Here is a 20,930-nt window from a genome sequence, read left to right as displayed (position 1 = left end):
GGAAGAAAGGGAAATTGATATTGGAACACGCAAAGGCGATTTGCGTCCTTCACCTGGCAGAAGCCTCCACTTTTGTGAAGGAATGCGTTAATAGATGGGGCGGGAACTATGCATCTGCTTGTAGCTAATGATTATGGGTTGCGGACGCAGCGCTAGCGAAAAGTGCAGGATATCCGCCGCATCGGTGCGCGGGAAGTAAACGTAGCCCTGGATGCCTTGCCCTGGAGCCAGAGTGGTTTTGCGCAGGAGCCGGGCTTCCACTTCTTGTCTCTGGCCTTGCGCCTGCAAAGCAGCCGTGTTATAGTAGGTTCGCTCCTGAAAGCCCGCCGGCGCTATCCAGCTTTGGGCCTCCTGCATATTGTAGGCCACTGCGGTAGTCAAGGCACCCAGCTTTTGCTCCGGGTCTACGGCCTTAACAGCGTCCATGTACGTGCCTTTCGGGACTGCCTTGCCCGTGCGTTCCGGTACGTAAATGAACTGTGCCGGCGCCACTAGCACCGGCCGCTCCGACTGATTTTGGATGCTAACGTTAAATACCAACGTACCAAGCTCGTAGCGCACAAACCGCACGGTGGTCAGCAAGCTATCCTGAGCGGCAGTTGTTTGTTCGTAGCCCTCTTGCCAGACTCCGGTGCCTTTCTCCGGCTTCACCGATACGTAAGAGGGGACGCAAGCCGGGACCGTAGCCATACCAGCCAGCACAAATAAGAGTCGAAGTGCTTTCATCAGGCGGGGAGAATTAAGGCAAAAGCTACCCGCCGGTCATAGCCTTCTAGAGGTCAGCAGGAAGCTTTAATTCGCCGACATTATTTGTGCCAAACTCCCACGTGCGGCGCACTGCGGCCCGTGGCACTGCCCCAAATACGTGCGCGAAATGCTCTTGCCGGCTTTCCACCCACTCCCGCTCCACCCGCACTCCAGCGGCCGCCAGCGCGTCTTCGTCTATTTCTAATAGCACTAGGTCTTGCCGGCCGGCATAATAGCGCCGTGCCGTTTCCAACACCTGCCCACGCTCCGAACAATGAATAAACCCTTCCGCCGCCAAATCGGCGCTGGCGAAAAAGCCGGTCTGCTGCGCCTGCTCCCAATCCCCCGCCTCAGCAATTCGATAAAGCATCTTATGGGTAATGAAGAATGAGGAAGGAAGAATTGAGTCGTTTAATAACCCAGACTGAGAATGAAGAATGGGCCATTCAACGCTAGTAGTCGTTGAACGGCCCATTCTTCATTTAAAATCTACGCTTTCCAGAGTTCCTGCTGCACGGCTTTGCCTACCGTGATGACGAGGCGCGTGGGGTTGGGAACGAGGGTGAGGCGGGCTTCTTTGCCGGGGTATTTTTCGGAGTCCACCCATACGCCTTCCTTGGGCAAGGGCATGCCGCTGGTGGTGGTAACTGGCAAGTAAGCCGTGGGCAGCAGCACGTCGGTATCGGACTTGATATCGGCGTGAACTTTCTCGATGGCAGCTTCTAAGAACGCGCCGTACTCATCGTTGAAATCGTCTTCCAGATCGTGCAGTTCCTCTTCCACATCGTCGTAGCGGGCATCATCGTACGACATGTCTTGCAGGGCTTTCTTCTTTTCGATCAGCGTAACGAGGGCGCGGTTCAGCTCTTCCAGGTTCATAGGGGCTAAGCAATGGGTGTGGCTACAAAGGTGGAGAGGATTCGTTGCATTTTCGTGCGCGGTTCCCGCTGCCGCCCCAATTTTACGAAGGAAGCATGAATCAATCATCCACTGGTCGTAGCTACGCGCTGGTTACGCTGGCCGTTGCTGCCTGGGCACTCAATTTCCACTTGGCCGTGCCGGTGTTGCGGTTTGTGCCGCCGCTGGCCGGGGCCGCACTGCGCTACGCGGTAGGTGGCGCGGTGCTGCTGGGTATAGTAATGGCGACTGGCGGCTGGTCGTGGGCGCGAATACGGGCGCACTGGTGGGGAATAGTCGTGGTGGCGGGCTCGGGGGTGTTTCTGTTCAACTACGCCTTTTTTGAGGGTTTGCAGTACACTTCGCCCGTCAATGCCACGCTCATCATCGGCCTGAACCCCGTCACGACGATGCTGCTGGCTACGCGCATGCTGGGCACGCGCCTCACGCGGCGGCAGTGGCTAGGCGCGGCGCTTAGCCTGGCGGGCGTGCTCATCGTTATTTCCAAGGGCAGCTGGGCCACGCTCAGCAGCCTCAGCTTCTCGCGCGGCGACTTATGGTTTCTGCTCGCCAACCTGGCTTTTGCCTTCAACCACGTCTCGGTGCGGCGCTTTCTGCCCACGCTGCCCGCCCTCGAAACCACCACCGTTACAGCGTTGCTGGGGCTGTTGCTGCTGGCCGTGCCCGCCGCGCCGGCATTGCTGGCCGCCCCCTACGCCACGTTTCCGGTGCTCGGCTTCTGGCTGCCGCTGCTCGTGATGGGCGCTTTCGGCACCGCCATCAGCTACATCTTCTGGAACCGCGGCCTCGTGCACATCGGCCCCGATAAAGCGGCGCTGTTCATGAATCTGGTGCCGGTCTTCTCGGTGCTCATCGCCCTCACCTACGGCGGCACCGTTACGGCCCCACAGTTGGCCGGTGGGGCCGTGGTGCTCACGGGCATTCTGGTGGCGCAGCTAGGAGGCCGCCGCAAATCAGCGCCTCAGCCTTCGTGAGCGTTTAGTTTTCTCCCTCGGTAACCCTCAAACCCTCCTCGACGGTCACGAAACACCCTTCGACTACGCTGCAACACCCCTTGGCTGAAGCAAAACACCATTCCGCCATCATGAAACACCCTTTGGCTACAGCAAAACAGCATTCGACCATTACGAAACACCCCTTGACTGAAGCAAAACACCTCTTGACCAATCGGAAACACTATTCGACCAATTGAAAACACCCCTTGGCAAATCGGAAACACCATTCGACCAATCGAAAACACCCCTTGACTAAGGTGAAACAGTCCTCGACTGTCACGAAACACCATTCCTCGCTCCCACTTTCCACTATTGAGAGCCATAATCGAAAAACAGTGGAGCGGGAATGATTTCCCCTGAAACTGTATTTTTACCCACGTATCCACCTCCCACCCGCAATTTCTCCGCCCATGGAAACCATGACCTCGCCCGCCGTGCAGGCTCAGCCCGCCCAGGACTTTCTGCCCCTCAACGGCACCGACTACATCGAGTTTTACGTCGGCAACGCCAAGCAGTCGGCCTACTACTACCAGGCCGCGTTTGGCTTTGAGCTGGTGGCCTACTCCGGCCCCGAAACCGGCGTCCGCGACCGGGCCAGCTACGTGCTGCAGCAGAACAAAATCCGCTTCGTGCTCACCACCTCCCTCCTCCCCGACTCCGACATCACGCGCCACGTGGCCCAGCACGGCGACGGCGTAAAGGTGATGGCCTTATGGGTGGACGACGCCCGCAAATCATTTGAAGAAACCACTAAGCGCGGCGCCAAGCCTGCTTTCGAGCCCTATACCATCAAGGATGAGCACGGCTCCGTAACGCTGGCCGGCATCTACACCTACGGCGAAACCATCCACACCTTCGTGGACCGAAGCAATTATAGCGGGCCCTTCCTGCCAGGCTTCGTGGCCAAATCCAGCGGCATTCCGCAGGGCAATCCGGTGGGCCTGCAAGTGGTAGACCACTGCGTGGGCAACGTAGGTTGGGGTGAAATGAACCAGTGGGTGAAGTTCTACGAGGACGTGATGGGCTTCAAGCTGCTAATCACCTTCGACGACGACGACATCTCCACCGAGTATTCGGCCCTCATGAGCAAGGTGGTCAGCAACGGCAACGGCTTCGTGAAATTCCCCATCAACGAGCCCGCCGAAGGCAAGAAAAAGTCGCAGATCGAAGAGTATCTCGACTTCTACCACTCGCCCGGCGTGCAGCACATGGCCCTCATCACCAACGACATTCGCACCACCGTAACCGAGCTGCGCCGCCGTGGTGTAGAGTTTCTGCAAGTGCCCGCCACCTACTACGACGACCTGCTGGACCGCGTCGGCCACATCGACGAAGAGCTGGAAAGCCTCAAAGCCCTCAACCTGCTCGTCGACCGTGACGATGAAGGCTACCTGCTCCAGATCTTCACCAAGCCCGTCGAAGACCGCCCCACCGTCTTCTTCGAAATCATCCAGCGCAAAGGCGCCAAGAGCTTCGGCAAAGGCAACTTCAAAGCCCTCTTCGAAGCCATAGAGCGCGAACAAGCCCTCCGCGGCAACTTATAGGCCTTCTCTGAATAACAAAAAGCCCCGCCACGTGAGGTAGCGGGGCTTTTTGTTATTCAGAGAAGGCCACAGTTAGAGCCAGCGCTATGGCTAGAAACTAGCTCCCCTCCTTTTTGAAGGAGGGGTGGCCGAAGGCCGGGGTGGTTGATGTCGTTGCTGATGTTGTTTAGTGGCAACGTCATACCTGGTATTCCACGCACAAGCGGCAACGAAGCTCATGTTTGCTTGAAGTGGTTGGCGCCTAACAATTACAACCCAACGAGCCGGTATTGCGGCATATGCTCTAGCCCCGGAGGGGCGGCATATCGGTAGAAGAACTACTGTAACAGTAGATAAAGCCCCCTCGGGGCGACACTAAATCGTTGAACGGTTTGTGTCGCCCCGAGGGGGCTTTAAAACAATATTTCGGGCCACCAGGGCTACCGATATGTCGCCCCGCTGGGGCTAGCCTGTAAGATTATTAAAACTCTGCCACGTCAGCACGCGAGATGCTTCGGCTAACGCCTCTGCGGAACGCTCCTCTTTCCTGCCCTACTTCAGCGGCGCCGTCGTCAGGGGCGTAACCGGCGTGGTGGCCGGAATGCGGCCTTGCTCCCGCGGCATGGATACGTTGGGCAGGCGCGGCAGCACGTAGCGGGCAAAGTAGTCGGCCTCGTCGAGCAGCGGGTAGCCGGAGAAAATGAAGGCGCGGAAACCCATGTCCATGTAGCGGTTGATTTTCTCCACTATCTGGTCCGGGTCGCCGACGAGGGCGCCGCCAGCGCCGGAACGGGCCTTGCCAATGTCGGTCCAGAGCAGTGGCTCCACGAAGCCTTCCATGTCGGCGTGCTCACGCAGCTGGTTCTGGCGGTGCACCCCCATCGACCACGAATCCTGCGCCCGGCTCTTGATTTCGGCCCCTTTCACCGCATCGAACTTCGACATCAGCTTCTTGGCGTAGGCGCGAGCCTCGTACTCCGTTTCGCGCACAATCACGTGGATGCGCAGGCCAAAGTCGATCTGCCGGCCGTGGCGGGTGGCGCGGGCGCTCATGTCCTGCATGGTTTCGTAGAGCATTTCCTCCGTCTCGGGCCACATCAGGAACATGTCGCAGTACTTGGCGCACACCTCGCGGGCGCCTTCGGAAGTGCCCCCGAAGTACAGCAGTGGCCCGCCGTTCTGCTGGTAAGGCTTGGCCGGGTCCGAAGGCATATCGAACTGGTAGAGCTCGCCCTTGTGCACGATGCGCTCCTGCGTCCAGGCTTGGCGCAGAATTTCGATGGTCTCGGCGCAGCGCTGGTAGCGCAGCTCCGGGTTTTCGCGCAGGCCGGGCAGGTCGGAGTTGATGATGTTGATGGTGAGTCGGCCTTCGAGCATGTGGTCGAGCGAGGCCAGGGCGCGGGCCAGCATGGGCGGGTGAATTTCGCCGGTGCGAATGGCCGTGAGCAGGTTGATGCGCGAGATCTGCGGGGCGATACCCGCCGCAAACGTCATTACATCCTGACCCACGGTGTAGGAAGTGGGGAGCAGAATATTAGAGTAGCCCAACTGCTCGGCGCGCAGTGTGATGTCGCGGCAGTGGGCCCAGGAGCTACGGTAGGCGCCGTCGAGCACGCTCAGGTACTGCGTGTCGCCGCCGCAGAGGTCATCAAACCAGGAAATTTCGGCCACCCGCTGCGGAGTACGAACGGGCACGGTGGTAATGGGCAGGGAAAGGGACATTGGTTGATGTGCTGATTTCTTGATGTGCTGATGTGCTGATGTGCTGATGGGTTGGAGTCGCCCGTTTTGGCAGTTAAGGTTTTACGGTTTCGGGGAAATACGCGGGGCGGGGGTGGTTTTTTTGCGCGTCAGAAAATACAAACCTAGTCCCACCACGGCGGCAATACCGACGTCGCGGGCTTCGTGGGCGGCGCTGTTGGAAAGCAGCCACAGGCACAGCCCCACGCACAGTACCGCCACCGCCCCGCCGCCCCACACCTGGAAAGGCGCTGGTGACGCCGGGTGCCGGCGACGCAGCACGGGCAGCGCCGCGCAAGTCAGGGCAAAGTAAGCCAACCGGATGATGGTGCTGAGCGTGAGCGCGTAAATAAAGGTGCCGGACACGGCCAGCGCCAGCTTCAGGCCCGCCGACACCAGCAGGGCCACGTGAGGCGTGCGGTAGCGCGGATGCAAACGCCCAAACACCGCCGGAATCTGTCCCCGCTCCGCCAACGCAAACAGCAGACGCGGCCCTGTGAGCATAAGCGCATTGAGCGTACCCAGCGCCGTCAGCAGCGCCGCCACCGCAATAAACGCTCCCCCGGCCGGCCCCAGAAACTGCTGGCTGGCATCGGCCAGCGGCCTTTCGGAGGTGGCCAGGCCAGGCAGCGTCCCGATGCACACCACCTGCACCGCCACGAACAGCACCGCCACGGTGGCAATGGCCGTGAACAAGGCAAACGGCACCGTGCGCTGCGGCTGCTGAATCTCGCCGGCCGGAATGGCGGCCACATCGAAGCCCGAGAACGTGAAGATGAGCAGCAAGGCGGCACCGGAAAAGCTGGTATAGGTGGGCGGCACGGCAAACGAAAACGCCTGCCAGTCCACGAAAAACAGCCCCACCACCGCAAACAAGCCTAGCACCAGCAGCTTGCTCACCGTGAACAGATTGTTGACCAGCGAAGCCGTCCGCACGCCCACCCAGTTGATGGCCGTCAGCCCGCCTACCAACGCCGCCATCAGCCCAAACCGGGGCCAACCCTGCGCCACGGCGGGCCAGAAGTAGGCGGCGTAGCTCACGAGTAAGTTGCAGATGGAAGCGAAGCTAGCCAGGCGCGAAAGCCACAGCAGCCAGCCTACCTCAAAACCTACCAACGGTCCAAACGCCTCCCGGGCGTACAAATACGGCCCGCCCGTACCGCTAAAGCGGCTGCTGACTTCGGCGAAGCACAAAATAATGAGCGTGACCACCACCGCACTCACCCCGTACGCCACTAGGCTGTAAGCCCCTACCAGCGCGTATAGCTTAGACGGCAGCCCCAGAATGCCGGCCCCAATGGTGATGTTGATGATAAGGGCCACGAAGTCCCAGCGGCGAATGCCGCGGACCAGGCCCGCGGGCGTAGCAGCAGTTGTGACGGGAACGGGCATGCAGAAGCTTGTAGAGACGAAAGACACGTGGCGCGGCCACCATTCCGAGCAGGCTGGGCTAGAAACGGCAACAACAACACAGACTCTTTTTCGAAACTCCAGAAAGCGGCATGCGGAAGCGGAGCGCCGTAAAGCAGGAGGAATAGCGCCCAAAACAGGCTTCCTAAGCAGCGGCTCCACGGCAAATATAGGCGGCGCGGCCCGCTTGCGCACCCGGCAGCGACGCGGTCGGCCCAACGCCCAATCGCCCCGACCACCGCAATGAAGCGGCCGCCGGGGCGACGACTCCGGCGCCGCGCAGGCCCGGAGTAAAAGAGCAAACCATGAGCCGCCAACTGACCGGCTTTCGCGCACCCACCTACTTGGCGCAAAAGACTCCGGCCCGGCATCTGCCCCGCCTCCTCACCGTGCAGCGGCTCGGCAACGGGCTGGCGGCCCAGGTTTGAAGAGTTAAAGCAGTTTTGCAAGTTTTGCAAGTCTGTGCCGTACCACTCCATAGCCCAGGGTTTAAACCCTGGGCTAGGTAGGGCTTTAGGTCAGCACACTGTTTGGAAGAATGCTTTAGTTGGCCGTGAGAGCGGCTTGCTCACCACGCGAGCGAACCTGCTGCACGATGGTCCAGGCGCCATCTATTTCGAGCAGACCCAGAAAATCGACGGTAGACTGGCCAGCCTCGCCGCTTTCTACCCGTGCGATGGCGGCCGTGCCCTGCACGTCGATGAACACGATTTTACCTAGTGCCCGCGGCGTTTGAGCGGCCTGGGCGGGCTGCGCCACGAGGGCTCCGCGTCGCACGCTCAGCAGCTGGGCCTGGGGCAGCAGGTTTTTGGCCACAGCCACCGAATCGGAGCGGGCCCGGCCGAGCAGGTAGTCGCCGAGGGTTTGCTCGATGCGGGCCAGCTGGCACTTGGTGTGGGCGGTGAGGCGCTGGCCGAAGGAGGCCGTGGTGGAGGCGAGCAGCAATACGCCTAGTAGGAAGGAAGCTTTCATGATCTTGAATTCAGAGGTTGATGGGAGACTGATTGAAAAGGCACTGCCGGAAACAGGAGTGCCGGCCGGAGGAGCATGGGTCTGAAGCATATGGGAAGTCGTTTACTTGAACTGGCACAAAGGTGAAGGACCCGCTCACGCCAGAAAAGCGAAACGTTTTCAGCCTCATGGTGAAGAAATTTCAAGGTCGAACTTGGCCCAACTCACGAGCTGGCCGGTTTACATTTGCGCACCAGCTACCCCTCATGGAAATAAGACACCTGCGCCTCGTGCGGGCCATTGTAGAAGACGGCAGCCTCGCCAAGGCCATCGACACGCTGCACCTGACGCCTAGCGCCCTCAGCCACCAGCTCAAGGAAGCCGAGCAGCAGCTCGGCGCCCAGATTTTCTACCGCATCAACAAGAAGCTCGTGCTCACGCCCGTCGGCGAAAAGCTCCTGCGGGCCGCGCACACCATTCTGGCTGAGCTGGACCGGGTGCAGGCCGAAATCAAGGAGCTGATGGGTGGCGAAATCGGTCAGATCCGGCTCAGCACCGAGTGCTACACGAGCTACCACTGGCTGCCGGGGCTGCTGAGAAACTTCCGCCAGGAATACCCGCACGTGGAGATAGTGCTCAACATCGAAGCGACCCAACAGTCGTTTGCGCGGGCCCTGCTCAGCGGGCAGGTGGACGCCGTTATCACCAGCAACCCCATCGACGACCCGAATCTGGAGTACGTGGAGCTGTTTCAGGACGAGCTGGTGGCCGTGGTGCCCGCCGGCCACGCCTGGGCCGCGCGGCCTTACGTCACGGCCGAAGATTTCCGGGATGAGAGCCTGATCATCTATTCGCTGCCACTGAGCTCCGTCACGGTGTACCAGCAGGTACTGGAGCCGGCAGGCGTCACGCCGCGCAAGGTGCTGCCGGTGCCTTTCACCGAAGCCGCTATGGAGCTCACCAAAGCCGGCATGGGCGTGAAGGTGATTGCGGCCTGGGCGGTCCGGCCCTACCTGGCCTCGGGCGAGCTGCGCGCCGTGCGCATTAACTCCACGGGCCTGCACAAGCGCGAGTACGTGGCGCGACTTAAAAACAAGAAACAGCCCCTGTTCTTCGACTGCTTCATCAACTCGCTGAAGCAGGAAATGCAGTTCGACAACGTGCTCATCTAAGCACCTAAGTTGTTTCTACTGCGCCTTAAACCAGCCTCATGTCTTCCGAATTCCGCTTTCTTTTCCTACTCGCCAGCCCCCGCGAAGCCGGCAACAGTGAAATCCTGGCCCGCCACGCGGCGGGCTCTTTACCGGCTACCGCCGCACAGCGTTGGCTACGGCTAGATGACCATCCGCTGCCGCCCTTCGAGGACCTGCGCCACGCGCCGGCGCCCGGCACCTATCCCGCCCCGGAAGGGGCCGCCGCCACGCTGCTCGAAGCCACGCTCTGGGCCACCGACATTGTGGTAGTAGCACCCCTGTACTGGTACGCGCTGCCCGCCCCCGCCAAGCTCTATTTCGACCATTGGAGCGGCTGGATGCGCGTCCCGGACCTCAACCTCCGGCCCCAGCTAGCCGGCAAAACGCTACACGCCATCGTGAGCAGCAGCGGCGATGCCCCCGAAGCCCAGCCCCTGCACGACATGCTCCGCCTTACCGCCGACTACATGCGCATGCACTGGGGCGGTATGCTGCTCGGCAACGGCTCCGCCCCCGGCGACATCCGCCGAGACACTGTAGCCTGGCAAGCCGCCACAACTTTTCTGTAGAAGTGCCGCCATCGGCCGCTGCTTAGGAGGCGGGCTCGCTATTCGGTCTTTGGTGAGCGAGTTCGCGATTATCAAAGCACGACTTCAAATGAGGAGTACCTTGCGAAAAAAATATTCAAGGGCCCTCCAAAATTGGAGGGCCCTTGAATATTTTTTTCGCAAGGTACTCCTGGGATAAGCTTCTGCTGGAGTGGATGGCCCTGTGCCAAGCGCGACGCGGCGTATGGCGCACTGCCAATTTTTACCTTATGGGAGGTCGTGTTATACAAACCTAGAGCCGCTAGGAAGCTGCTTCGCAATATGGGTGAGCGGGTAGCATTAGTCAGGGCGGTGGAAAGCCGCCTGCCCGGTACGCGACATGCTTTGATCCTGCTTTACTAGGACGGGCTCAATGGCAATTTTTGAATAAAATTTGGGCGTTTGAGGAATGCGGCTTTACCTTTAGCCCATCAATTCTTTCCCCACAAAGGATTGTTTTTATACAGAGGCGTGGAGAGACAGGCTCTATGAAACGCCGGCAACCCTCGGATCATCCGAAACGGTGCCAACTCCTGACCATATAAAAACACGTTGCTGTGGACACCTCCGCCAACAATTCTGCTCACCTTTTTTGCTTTGTGGCTACGCCGCAAATGAGCTATGCCCAAGCCGCCGTCTGTAGCACGGAGGTAGTGGGTTGTTGTTGCTGATCCACTCCTCCATTTCCGGCTGCCGTGGGTTCCGCACCTCCTCGTTCGGGAGCTAATACATGCGCGGTCTTAAGGCTTGGGCTCTGCTATTGGCGGTAGCATATATGCTCCGCCCAACCGGCCTGAATCTTCTCGGCTCTGGTGTACCCTCTCGAAACTGAGTGCGGCTTTATCCCGCGTTCTGGCTGCGCCCTAACCGTTTCACCGACGAGTTAGCTATCTTTCCTTCCCTCCCTCTTTCTGTATTTCTAGCCGCCAGCACGCTGTCGGTGGCTCAACCTTCTTGCACATGAACAAACTATATCTCTTCGCGTTGCTGACGCTACTTTTTGCCTGGCCGACTCAACTGCTGGCGCAAGCCCAAACGGCTACCATAACCGGCCGCGTGACGGACGCGGGCACGGGGGCCGGCCTCACGGGCGTAAACGTGGTAGTGAAAGGCACACGCACCGGCACGGCTACCGACCGGGAGGGCAATTTCAGCATCAACGCAGCATCCGAAAGCGTGCGGCTGGTGTTCAGCCTCATCGGCTACCAGTCGGTGGAGCGCGAGGCTGCGGCTGGCACGCCGGTGAGCGTGGCACTGGCCGAAGGCGGCGTGCTGACGCAGGAAGTGGTGGTGTCGGCGAGCCGGGTGCCGGAGAGCATTTTGAAGTCGCCGGTGACGGTGGAGAAGCTCGATGCGCGCAGCATTCGGGAGACGGGTGCGGCTAACTTCTGGGACGCCCTCAACAATGTGAAAGGCGTGGACCTGGGCACGCAGAGCATCAACTTTAAGTCGGTGAACCTGCGCGGGTTTGGGGCCAACAACAACACCCGCGTGGTGCAGTGGCTCGATGGCATGGATACCCGCTCGCCGGGCCTGGGCTTCGGTTTCGGCAACGTGGCCGGGGCTTCGGAGCTGGATATCGACAATATAGAAGTGGTACCCGGCGCGGCTTCGGCCCTCTACGGCCCCGACGCCCTCAACGGCATCGTGCTCACGACCACCAAGGACCCATTTGAGTACCAGGGCCTGAGCGTGCAGATTCGCAACGGCCTCAACAACGTGAACTCCTCGGCCGTCGACAACCCCACGCTGCTCACCGACTACGCCATCCGCTACGCCAAGTCGTTCAACGACCGGTTTGCCTTCAAGGTGAATGCCGCTTACTTCGATGCCACCGACTGGGTTGCCAACGACGCGCAGGACCGGCGCGACCGGGGCCGGGCGGCCGGCTTCGAGCCCGGCACCCGCGACACCAACCCGCTCTACGACGGCCTGAACGTTTACGGCGACGAATTTGCCAACGCCATCACCATCGACAACGCTATTTCGGCGACTTCCGCGCTACGCGGCACGCGCGTAACGCGCACCGGCTACCGGGAGCAGGATTTGCTGGACACCGACGCCGAGAACCTGCGTTTGGGAGGCGCCCTGCACTACCGCATCACCGATAAGCTGGAAGCCATTGGCTTGGTGAACTACGGCAAAGGCAACCTGATTCAGACCGCTGGACAGCGCGTGTACTACCCCGATTACGAGCGGACTCAGGCCAAGCTGGAGCTGCGCGCCGACAACTTCTACCTGCGCGGCTACACCACGCAGCAAACGGCCGAAGGCTACGGCACGGGCACCGTAGCTCGCGCCCTCAATAACGCCTACAGCTCCAACACCACCTGGGCCAAGGACTACGTGGCGGCCTACGACGGCCAGGTGCCCGGCATAACGGCTGCCAACACGGCCGTGGCCCGCGCCTACGCCGACCGGAACCGCCTGCAACCCGGCACGGCTGCCTTAAACGAAGTAAGGAACACCGTCGCCAACACGCTCAACACGGAAGGCGGGGCCCGGCAGGTTGAAAACTCCGACCTGTGGCACGCGGAAGGCATGTACAACTTCAAAAACCAGTTCCAGTTCGTGGATTTGCTGGTGGGCGGCCACTTCCGGCGCTACAACCTCGAATCGAACCGCACACTGTTTCCGCTCGATGCCGAAGGGAAAGAATATACGGTGGAGGAATATGGCGGCTACGTCCAGCTGGCCCGCACCTTCCCACTGGCCGAGGACTTGAGCCTACGCCCCACCTTCGCCGCCCGCTACGACAAGAACGAGTATCTTGACGGCGGCTTCACGCCTCGCGGCTCGGCGGTGCTGACCTTTAAGACGCACAACCTGCGCGGCTCCTACCAAACGGCTTTCCGCAATCCTTCGCCCGGCAACTTGTTCGCCTACAATATCACTCCTACTGGCCTGAGCGAGCTAGGCGGCACCGAGCTGATTGCCAACCGCGCCAACCTCTTCGACAACCCAGCTTACACCGAAGCTTCCGTGCTGGCCTATCGCACCAGCAGAAACCCAGCCGATTTGGTGCAGTACACGCCAAAGGTCATCGAGACCGAGAAAATAGCCACCTGGGAAGTGGGCTATAAGTCGGTAGTGGCGCAGTCGCTATTCGTGGATGCCTTCTACTTCCACAGCCGCTACTCCGACTTCATTGCCAACCAGAATTTCATTCAGCCCATCAATGGCAACGTAACGGACCTGGCTGAGCCTCAAACCTCCATCCGCTACCAAATCAACCTCAATAAAGCCGACGAAATTTTGGTGAACGGCGTGGGCCTGGGCGTGGATTATGCTTTCCCGCGCGGCTTCCGCCTCAGCACCAACTACACTTACCAGGAAGGCAAGGACAAGAACACCGGCAAGAAGCTCTCCGACCCCGAAGTGACAGCCAAAGGCCGCAACTTCTTCAACTCGCCCGAAAACCGCACCAACGTATCCTTCAGCAACGCCAAGCTCACTGACCACGTGGGCTTCACCGTCACCTGGCGCTGGCAAGACCGCACCTGGTGGGAGCAAGGTTTCGCCGGCGATACCTGGATTCCCGCCTTCCACACCTTCGACGCGCAAGTTTCCTACCGCCTGCCCGAGCTGAAATCGACCGTGAAACTAGGCGGCTCCAACCTCTTCAACCGCTACTACAGCCAGGGCTACGGCCTACCGCAAGTCGGCGGCCTGTACTACGTGTCCGTGGTGCTGGAAGACCTGCTGAAGTAGGGCCTCGGGGCCTCACCCCCTAGCCCCCTCTCCTAGGGGAGAGGGGGAACTAGCTTTAAAGCTAATTTCTAGCATCCCTCCTTTTTGCAAGGAGTGGTGGCCGCAGGCCGGGGTGGTAAAAATCGTTGCACGACTACTAACACTAGCCTTCTAATTCACTTAACCCACCCGCTCATCAACCACCCCTAGCCCCTCCTTGAAAAAGGAGGGGAACTAGAATCTAGCTTAGAACTAGTCCCCCCTCTCTGAAGGAGAGGGGGCTAGGGGGTGAGGCTCCCACCATGCTCAAATCCCTAACTACTTTCGACGTCGTCGTGCTGCTGTTCTTTCTGGCCCTGATGCCGTTGACGGGGCTGTTGTTCAGCAAGAAGGACACTTCCGAAAATTACTTTCTGGCGGGCCGGTCGTTGCGGTGGTGGCAGGTGGCGGGGTCCATTTTCGGCACCAACGTCAACTCCTTCCACCTGATCGGGATGCTGGGCATTGGCTTTTCGGTGGGCCTGGCGCAGAGCCATTATGAGGTGCTGGCGCCGGTGGGCGCGCTGCTGCTGTGTTACGCGTTTCTGCCCGTGTACCGGCGGCTGCGCATTTTCACGTTGTCGCAGTACCTGGAATACCGCTACAACTCGTCGGCCCGGCTGCTGTATACTATTCTCATGATTACGCTCATCGTGGTGCAGCTGGTGGCCGGGTTTTACATTGGAGGGCGCACGTTGCGGTTTCTGCTGCTGGGCACTCCCCTGGAAATCACCTACGTGCAGGGCATCATGCTCATGGCCCTCGTCACGTGCAGCTACACCATGTTCGGCGGCCTCAACTCCATCGTGGCCACCGACAATCTGCAATCCGTCATGATGCTGGCGGCGGGCCTCATCGTGGCGGGCCTCACCTTCGCGCAGCCCGAAATTGGCGGGTTGAAAGGGTTGCTGGCGTTGGATGCCACCCTACCGCCCGCTGCGCAAAAGCTGCACCTTTACTTGCCTACTAATCATCCTGATTTGCCGTGGTCGGGCGTGTTTTCGGGGTTGCTGGTGTTGCACTTGTTCTACTACTGCAACAACCAATACCTGGTGCAGCGCACCCTGGCCGCTACCACCGACAACGAGGCCAAGCTCGGCATCATCGCGGCGTCGTTTCTCAAGCTGCTGATTCCGTTTTTCTCGGTGGCCTGCGGCGTGGCGGCGGCGCACCTGTTCCGGCTGCGCTTCGGCGGCCTGCACAACATTCTGCCCGACGACGCCTTCTTGCAGCTTATTGCCACGGTCGTTCCGTCGGGCTATGGCCTCATCGGCTTCATCCTGGCCGGCCTGTGCATTGCTACGTTTTCGTCCATTGATTCGATGATGAACGGGGCCACCACGCTTGTCAGCATCGACGTGTACAAGAAGTATATGAACCCCGAAGCCAACGACCAGCAGATGATTCGGGTGGGCCGCATCACCATTGGCATCATCGTCGTGATTACGGCTCTCCTTGCCATTCTGACTTACAATCCCACATCCACCGGCAACTTTTTCCTGAGCGTTTCGAGTCGGGGCTCCTACTTCACGCAGGGTATTGTGGTGGCGTTTCTGCTGGGCATCTGGTGGCGGCGGGCGTCGGCGGCGGGGGCCTTGGCGGCGCTGGTGGCCGCGCCGTTGTTTGCGTTTGGCTTCGAGGCACTTTACAACGCTGAACTCGGTTCGATACCTTCCGTGGCGGCCCTGTTTGGTCCCAAGCTCAACTTCATGCACCGCGTTTTCCTGACCATCGTGTTTGCCCTGCTCGTGCACCGCACCGTGAGCGTACTCGTCCCCGACCGTGCCCGCGAAGTCAGCCCCGACACCCTGGCCCCGGCCCTGCCCTGGCGCTATCTGCTGCTGTTCGTGGCGCTGCAAGCTGGCTTTCTTGGCTTGGTGCGGGCGGCCGTGCTGCCTAGCGCGGTGGCGGGCCTGCTGAGCGGACTAGCCACGCTAGGCCTGTTCTGGTGGGCGTTGCGCGGCCGTACCACCGGCCACCTCTGGCGCGACAATCGCCTTTACGCCGGCGTGCTGTGCGGCGTGGTGGTGGCGCTGCTCTACAGCTTCCCTTGATAACTCCGTGCCGCCGCTAAATAGTGAGCGACGCTGTTCTACCGTTTCTTTCTTACCTCTCACTGCACTTTCATGTCTGCTTCCCCCAAGCCCATCGGCATCTATTACGAACACCCGGAGTGGTTCAAGCCTCTGTTTGCGGAGCTGGACCGGCGCGGGCTGCCCTACGAAAAGATTGACGCTGCTTATCACCTCTTCGACCCATCCGAAGAGGAAAGCCGCTATAGCCTGGTTGTCAACCGCATGAGTTCTTCGGCCTATCTGCGCGGGCACGGTCAGGGCATTTTCCACACGGCGGGTTTCCTCACCCACCTAGAGCGTGTGGGTGTGCGTGTTATCAACGGCACCGTGGCTACCAGCATTGAAACCAACAAAGCGCGGCAGCTCGATTTGCTGGCCGGGTTGGGGCTGAAGTTTCCGAAGTCGCGCGTCGTGAACCACGTTTCGCGCATCCCCGACGCGGCCAAAGAGCTAAGCTTCCCGCTGGTGGTGAAAGTGAACATCGGCGGCAGCGGCGCGGGCATCGTGCGCTTCGACACGCCGGAAGGCTTGCAGGCGGCCATAGATGCGGGTCAAATTGACCTCGGCATCGACCAGACGGCCTTGGTGCAGGAGTTCGTGACGCCCCGTGACGGCCACATCACCCGCGTCGAAACGCTGAACGGCAAGTTCCTCTACGCCATGAAGGTGTACACCACCGGCACCAGCTTCAACCTCTGCCCCGCCGAAATCTGCCAGATTCCCGACGAGCCCACCAACGAGGGCGACTTCTGCCTCACCGAAGCGCCCAAGAAAGGCATTCAGGTGGAAGCTACCACGCCGCCCGCCGAGGTAATTGAGGCCGTGGAGCGCCTGGTGGCCGCCGCCAAAATCGACGTGGGCGGCATTGAATACTTAGTAGATGACCGCAACGGCGACGTGCTGTTCTATGACATCAACGCCCTCTCGAACTTCGTGGCCGACGCCGTGAACGTAGTTGGCTTCGACCCCTACGCCCGCCTGGTAGACTATCTGGAAGAGCAATTGGAATTTACTACCATACTAGCGTAGATACTTATGTACATCAGCACAGAAACCCTAGAGCAAACGGATTTAAGGCTACGGGAAGTAATTCGAACCGCTGCATTCAAGCTATACCAAGCACCGTATGCTTTCAAGGAAATGCCACTGGATGATGTTCAAGTAACGCCCGAGACGCTAGCTATTGTGCGCGACGACAATGTGTGGAGCGCGTTGGTGCCCGCTACGACAGAAGCAGCCGAGATATTCACTCTCTTCCGTTTCCATTTTCAGCCGGGCTTTGACAACAGTGGCTTCGTGGGCTGGCTAGCTTCACTTATCAAGCAAGAGATAGGGACTGGCGTTTTTGTCACATGTGGACAAAACTCAACTCAAGGGGGAATTTTTGACTATTGGGGTTGCCCAGTAGCAGTTTCTGAACAAGTAGTAGCATTGATTCACAAGCTAAGAAGTTAGCCAACATGAAGTTCGGATATTGGATGCCCATTTTCGGGGGCTGGCTGCGCAACGTAGAGGATGAGAACATGCCCACCGACTGGAGCTACGTCAAGAAACTGGCGCAGCGCAGCGAGGCCCTCGGCTACGACCTCACGCTCATCGCCGAGCTCTACCTCAACGACATCAAAGGCCAGGAAGCCCCAGCGCTCGAAGCCTGGAGCACCGCCGCCGCGCTGGCGGCCGTCACGGAGCAGCTCGAAATCATGGTGGCCGTGCGGCCCACGTTTCATAATCCGGCCCTGCTGGCCAAGCAAGCCGCCAACATCGACTTAATTGCGCCCGGCCGCTTATCGCTGAACGTGGTATCGTCGTGGTGGCGCGACGAGGCCACCAAGTACGGCTTGCACTTCGAGCAGCACGACGACCGATACGCCCGCACCCGCGAGTGGCTCGACGTGGTGACCAACGTCTGGAAGCAGGATCATTTCAGCTACGAAGGCAAGTACTACCAGGTGAGCGACAACGTGCTGCAACCCAAGCCTGCCAAGGCCCCGTTCCTGTACGCCGGGGGCGAGTCGGAAGCGGCCAAGGACCTGATTTCCACCCAGTGCGACGGCTACGTGATGCACGGCGACTCGCCGGAGCAAATTGGGGCCCGCATTGCCGATATGCGCCGCCGCCGCGAGCAGAAAGGCTTGCCACCGATGAAATTCGGCGTGGCCGGCTACACGATAGTGCGCGACAACGAGCAGGACGTACAAAAGGAGCTGGACCGCATCACCAACGTGAAAGCCTCGGCCGCCGGCTACGACAACTACCAGCAGTGGCTGGCCGGCACGCAGCTAGAGCAGCAAGTGTCGCTGCACGACTACTCGGTGTCGAACCGCGGGCTGCGCACTGGCCTCACCGGCACGCCGGCCCAGATTCAGGACCGGATTGCCGCGTTTGAAGCCGTAGGAGTTGATTTCTTCCTGCTGCAAGCCAGCCCGCAGCTGGAAGAAATGGAGCGTTTCTCGGAAGCCGTGATTCAGGTGTTGGCTTGAGGGGCCGATTTTGCTGTTGGCCGATTCGCGGTTTGGAGGTGCAGTAGCGCGAAGCTCTGGCTTCGCGCATCGTCCGCGCCGCCCAAACGATTGTCGTTCAACGATACGCGAAGCCGGAGCTTCGCGCTACTTCATCCCCAAACCCCACCCCAACTCAGCTTGGCGGTGGGGTTTGACGTTTTATGCGTCGTACCACGCGAAAACCTGTTTTCTTTACGCCCGTTCTTCGCATTCCTACCACGTCCAATTTCTCCCGGCATGGCTCTCCTTCCCGAAATTCAACAGAAAATAAATACCTGGCTTACCGGCAACTACGACGCGGAAACGCAAGCCGAAATCCGCCAGATGCAGGCCCAGAACCAGGAAGATTTCCTGTCCGATGCCTTCTACCGCGACCTGGAATTTGGCACTGGTGGGCTGCGCGGCATTATGGGCGCGGGCTCCAACCGCATGAACCGCTACACGCTAGGCATGGCTACGCAGGGCCTGAGCAACTACCTGCTCCAGCAGTTTCCCGGCCAGGAAATCAAGGTGGCGCTGGCCCACGACTCGCGCAACAACAGCCGGGAGTTTGCCCGCATTGCGGCTGGTATTTTCTCCGCCAACGGCATCACGGTTTATCTGTTTGAAGACCTGCGGCCCACACCGGAACTGTCCTTCACCATTCGTCACCTGGGCTGCCAGAGCGGCTGCGTTATCACGGCTTCGCACAACCCTAAGGAGTACAACGGCTACAAAGTGTACTGGAACGACGGTGCCCAGGTGGTAGCTCCGCACGACAAAAACATCATCCGCGAAGTGGAAGCCATCCACTCCGTAGACGAAGTGAAATTTCAGGCCGATGAGTCGCGTATTCATTTGATTGGGGCCGAAATGGATGCTGCCTACCTCGCCAAAGTGAAGGAGCTGAGCATCAATCCCGCCGCCATTCAGCGCCAGCACGACCTGAAAATCGTGTACACGCCCATCCACGGCACGGGCATTACGTTGGTTCCTAAGGCGCTAGCGGAGTTCGGCTTCACCAACGTGCACATCGTGCAAGAGCAGGCCACCCCCGACGGCAACTTCCCCACTGTACTCTCGCCCAACCCGGAAGAGAAAGTAGCCATGCAGATAGCCCTCGACCAGGCCAAGGCCCTCGACGCCGATATCGTGCTAGCTACTGACCCCGACGCCGACCGCGTGGGCATTGCGGTGAAGAACACGCAGGGCGAATGGGTGCTCGTCAACGGCAACCAAACCGCCGCACTGCTCACTTACTACGTGCTATCGGCGCGGCAGCAAGCCGGCAAAACCACCGACAAGGACTTCATCGTCTACACCATTGTGACGAGCGACGTGCTCGGCGACATTGCCCGCACCTACGGCGTGAAGAGCTACCAGACGCTCACCGGCTTCAAATACATTGCGGGCCTCATTCGGGAGTTGGAAGGCCAGGAAACCTACGTGGGCGGCGGCGAGGAAAGCTACGGCTACATGCTCGGCGACTTCGTGCGCGATAAAGACGCTGTATCGGCCTGCGCGCTGCTGGCTGAAATGGCGGCCGTAGCCAAAGACAACGGCCGCACGCTCTACGAGGAGATGACGCAGATGTATGCCCAATTCGGCCTCTACAAGGAACACCTCATTTCGCTCACGAAAAAGGGCCAGCGCGGCGCCGAGGAAATCCAAGAAATGATGCGCGAGTTGCGCGCCACGCCGCCCGCCACCATTGCCGGCCTGCCCGTAGTGGAGCTGCGCGACTTTAAAACCGGCATCGTCCGCGACCTGCGCACCGGCCAGGAAACGCCCACCGGCCTCGAACCCAGCAATGTGCTGCAATTCATTCTGGAAGATGGCAGCAAAATCTCAGCCCGCCCCTCCGGCACCGAGCCCAAAATCAAGTTCTACTTCAGCGTGAAGCAGCCCCTGTCTTCCCCCACCGACTTCGACCGCGCCGACCAGCAGGCCGGGCAGAAAATCCAGGCCATCATCGAGGATATGCAACTCAAGTAATGAGCGACTCACACGCGCAGCAATACGATGGAAAAGTAAAGTATCTGTTTCCGTCAACGGCCCGGTTTGCCGGCTATGCAGTGTTGGGTCTTGGCGGACTGGCACTGCTCAACACAATAGCGGAGCTTTTTCTGGGTGAAGTCACCGTGCTTCAGCTGCTGTCGGGCCCGCTGTTTCTGGGGCTTGGCTACATCATGGTAACGAGCTATGAAGGCATCACGCTAGATGCTCGCACCAGGCGCTACCGCAACTACAACTGGATTGCCGGTTTCCGCCGGGGCGAATGGGTGCACCTGCCAAATGTGGTTCGTATTACGGTGTCACCCTACAATTCGGCCTACGTTGTAAGCAATGCCATAGCCCCGAGCATGACGGTGCAGCAGCGCGGCCTGTACCGGGTCCTGCTCAGCATCGAAAACTCGCGCGTCGGTATTATTGCGGCTATTGAGAAGCAGAATAAAGCTTTAGCCAAAGCCGAGTTGCTAAAGCAGGTTTTTGGGGTTGAGGTGCTTTCTACGCTGAAAGTTTGATGACTTGGTTGTTTGGCAACTAGCAAATTCTGCAGAGCATAGAAAGCCTCAGCGGCA

Annotated in this window: 18 protein-coding genes and 1 riboswitch; of the genes, 12 read left to right on the top strand and 6 right to left on the bottom strand. The window is 59.7% G+C overall.

The features are described from left to right. Positions 1-87: 87 nt before the first annotated feature. From ACYSMN_RS00890 to ACYSMN_RS00880, 3 genes are all read right to left on the bottom strand, one after another. Entirely contained in the window at positions 88-726 is a 639-nt protein-coding gene (locus ACYSMN_RS00890) for a hypothetical protein (RefSeq protein ID WP_488921942.1), read from the bottom strand. Positions 727-772: 46 nt separating this feature from the next. After that, positions 773-1,117: a DUF952 domain-containing protein gene (locus ACYSMN_RS00885; protein ID WP_488921941.1), complete on the bottom strand. Its 345-nt coding sequence runs from the start codon at positions 1,115-1,117 to the stop codon at positions 773-775. Positions 1,118-1,236: 119 nt separating this feature from the next. Further along, positions 1,237-1,626, bottom strand: a complete 390-nt coding sequence (locus ACYSMN_RS00880) for a hypothetical protein (RefSeq protein WP_488921940.1) — start codon at positions 1,624-1,626, stop codon at positions 1,237-1,239. Between the two features lie 95 nt (positions 1,627-1,721). Here ACYSMN_RS00880 and ACYSMN_RS00875 point away from each other — a divergent pair, with 95 nt between their 5' ends. After that, positions 1,722-2,639 (top strand): DMT family transporter, encoded by a 918-nt coding sequence (locus ACYSMN_RS00875; RefSeq protein WP_488921939.1) that lies wholly within the window; start codon positions 1,722-1,724, stop codon positions 2,637-2,639. Positions 2,640-3,070: 431 nt separating this feature from the next. Next, positions 3,071-4,204: a 4-hydroxyphenylpyruvate dioxygenase gene (gene hppD / locus ACYSMN_RS00870; protein WP_488921938.1), complete on the top strand. Its 1,134-nt coding sequence runs from the start codon at positions 3,071-3,073 to the stop codon at positions 4,202-4,204. Positions 4,205-4,735: 531 nt separating this feature from the next. Here hppD and ACYSMN_RS00865 read toward each other — a convergent pair. After that, complete coding sequence (locus ACYSMN_RS00865; RefSeq protein ID WP_488921937.1) at positions 4,736-5,905, bottom strand: LLM class flavin-dependent oxidoreductase; 1,170 nt, start codon at positions 5,903-5,905, stop codon at positions 4,736-4,738. 81 nt (positions 5,906-5,986) lie between these two features. Beyond that, positions 5,987-7,315, bottom strand: coding sequence for an APC family permease (locus ACYSMN_RS00860; RefSeq protein WP_488921936.1), 1,329 nt, complete (start codon positions 7,313-7,315; stop codon positions 5,987-5,989). 323 nt (positions 7,316-7,638) lie between these two features. Between ACYSMN_RS00860 and ACYSMN_RS00855 the strand changes: the two genes are divergently transcribed. After that, positions 7,639-7,761, top strand: a complete 123-nt coding sequence (locus ACYSMN_RS00855) for a hypothetical protein (protein WP_488921935.1) — start codon at positions 7,639-7,641, stop codon at positions 7,759-7,761. A gap of 115 nt (positions 7,762-7,876) precedes the next feature. Here ACYSMN_RS00855 and ACYSMN_RS00850 read toward each other — a convergent pair whose 3' ends face one another. Next, positions 7,877-8,305: a nuclear transport factor 2 family protein gene (locus ACYSMN_RS00850; protein ID WP_488921934.1), complete on the bottom strand. Its 429-nt coding sequence runs from the start codon at positions 8,303-8,305 to the stop codon at positions 7,877-7,879. Positions 8,306-8,550: 245 nt separating this feature from the next. On the opposite strand from ACYSMN_RS00850, the gene ACYSMN_RS00845 reads away from it, so the two are divergent. The 9 genes from ACYSMN_RS00845 to ACYSMN_RS00805 all read left to right on the top strand — a co-directional run bounded on the left by ACYSMN_RS00845 (position 8,551) and on the right by ACYSMN_RS00805 (position 20,873). Beyond that, positions 8,551-9,456, top strand: coding sequence for a LysR family transcriptional regulator (locus ACYSMN_RS00845; protein ID WP_488921933.1), 906 nt, complete (start codon positions 8,551-8,553; stop codon positions 9,454-9,456). A gap of 38 nt (positions 9,457-9,494) precedes the next feature. Beyond that, positions 9,495-10,046 carry a flavodoxin family protein gene (locus tag ACYSMN_RS00840; protein ID WP_488921932.1) on the top strand — a complete coding sequence of 184 codons (552 nt, stop codon included), beginning with the start codon at positions 9,495-9,497 and terminating at the stop codon, positions 10,044-10,046. Between the two features lie 474 nt (positions 10,047-10,520). Next, a riboswitch (SAM riboswitch) is annotated at positions 10,521-10,612 on the top strand. Between the two features lie 412 nt (positions 10,613-11,024). Continuing rightward, the gene (locus tag ACYSMN_RS00835; RefSeq protein WP_488921931.1) at positions 11,025-13,775 is read left to right on the top strand and encodes a TonB-dependent receptor; all 2,751 of its coding nucleotides are present in this window, start codon (positions 11,025-11,027) and stop codon (positions 13,773-13,775) included. Positions 13,776-14,056: 281 nt separating this feature from the next. After that, positions 14,057-15,847 (top strand): SLC5 family protein, encoded by a 1,791-nt coding sequence (locus tag ACYSMN_RS00830; RefSeq protein ID WP_488921930.1) that lies wholly within the window; start codon positions 14,057-14,059, stop codon positions 15,845-15,847. Between the two features lie 72 nt (positions 15,848-15,919). Next, complete coding sequence (locus ACYSMN_RS00825; protein ID WP_488921929.1) at positions 15,920-16,897, top strand: ATP-grasp domain-containing protein; 978 nt, start codon at positions 15,920-15,922, stop codon at positions 16,895-16,897. Positions 16,898-16,903: 6 nt separating this feature from the next. Continuing rightward, complete coding sequence (locus ACYSMN_RS00820) at positions 16,904-17,323, top strand: DUF6196 family protein (RefSeq protein WP_488921928.1); 420 nt, start codon at positions 16,904-16,906, stop codon at positions 17,321-17,323. Positions 17,324-17,328: 5 nt separating this feature from the next. Continuing rightward, positions 17,329-18,348, top strand: a complete 1,020-nt coding sequence (locus ACYSMN_RS00815; RefSeq protein ID WP_488921927.1) for an LLM class flavin-dependent oxidoreductase — start codon at positions 17,329-17,331, stop codon at positions 18,346-18,348. A 258-nt stretch (positions 18,349-18,606) separates the two neighbouring features. Continuing rightward, positions 18,607-20,343 carry a phospho-sugar mutase gene (locus tag ACYSMN_RS00810; protein ID WP_488921926.1) on the top strand — a complete coding sequence of 579 codons (1,737 nt, stop codon included), beginning with the start codon at positions 18,607-18,609 and terminating at the stop codon, positions 20,341-20,343. Next, entirely contained in the window at positions 20,343-20,873 is a 531-nt protein-coding gene (locus tag ACYSMN_RS00805) for a hypothetical protein (protein WP_488921925.1), read from the top strand. Before ACYSMN_RS00810 ends, ACYSMN_RS00805 begins: the two co-directional genes overlap by 1 nt. The last annotated feature ends 57 nt before the right edge of the window (positions 20,874-20,930 follow it).

This window comes from Hymenobacter sp. M1-2, assembly GCF_057808495.1.
Note: the sequence above shows the minus strand (reverse complement) of the source record. Positions and strands in the feature narration are given on the sequence as shown.